Consider the following 747-nt stretch of genomic DNA (forward strand, 5'->3'; position numbering starts at 1 on the left):
CCGTCAGCTCCGGCCGGTTCAGGTACCCGCGCGCAACGCCGGCCCCGCCAATGTAAAGCTCACCCATCACCCCGAACGGAACAGGCGCGCCATGACCGTCCAGAAGATACACCCGCGTGTTCGCGATTGGACGCCCAATGGGAGGCAATTGCGGCCAGCATGATGAATCAGCCGCGAGACGGTGCTCCGTGATCGCGTGGGTTTCCGTGGGCCCATACTGATTTATCAATCTCGCCCTTGGGTGATTTTCGAAGAACGACCTGAGCTCGGGGGTGGCTCGCAATTGCTCACCCGCTGTATAGACTTCCCTCAAAGAGGGCAGCAGCGCCCCTCGAGCGCACCAGACTTCCGCAAAATGATTCAAGGCTACGAATGGGAGGAAAAGCCGCTCGATCCCTTCTCTCCACACAAAGTCCGGCAACTCGGAGAAGTCGGCACGGGTCTCTTCCCGCACGAGCACGAGTAGCCCGCCGTCCCTCCAGCAACTGAACAATTCCTGGAACGAGACGTCGAAGTTCAAAGTCGTAAACTGAAGTGTGCGTCGTTTTGGTGCGCCAAGCTCCGGCGAGGACCAAAGCAAATTCATAAGCGACCCGTGGGGCATTTCGACGCCCTTGGGGGTGCCTGATGATCCCGAGGTGTAGATCACGTAGGCGAGGTGGCGCGCGCTCAGGCCGAGCGTGCGCGGGTCCGGATCGGAGGCCGGCAGGTTCGCCCAGGCCGGCGTTGCCGTGTCGAGATCCACCA

Annotated in this window: 1 protein-coding gene; it reads right to left on the reverse strand. The window is 61.2% G+C overall.

All coding sequences use genetic code 11. The features are described from left to right. On the reverse strand, positions 1–747 hold a 747-nt coding region (locus AB4Y42_RS44100; RefSeq protein ID WP_368697876.1), incomplete at both ends, for an AMP-binding protein.

The sequence above is a fragment of the Paraburkholderia sp. EG286B genome (genome assembly GCF_040965655.1).
Taxonomy (GTDB): Bacteria; Pseudomonadota; Gammaproteobacteria; order Burkholderiales; family Burkholderiaceae; genus Paraburkholderia.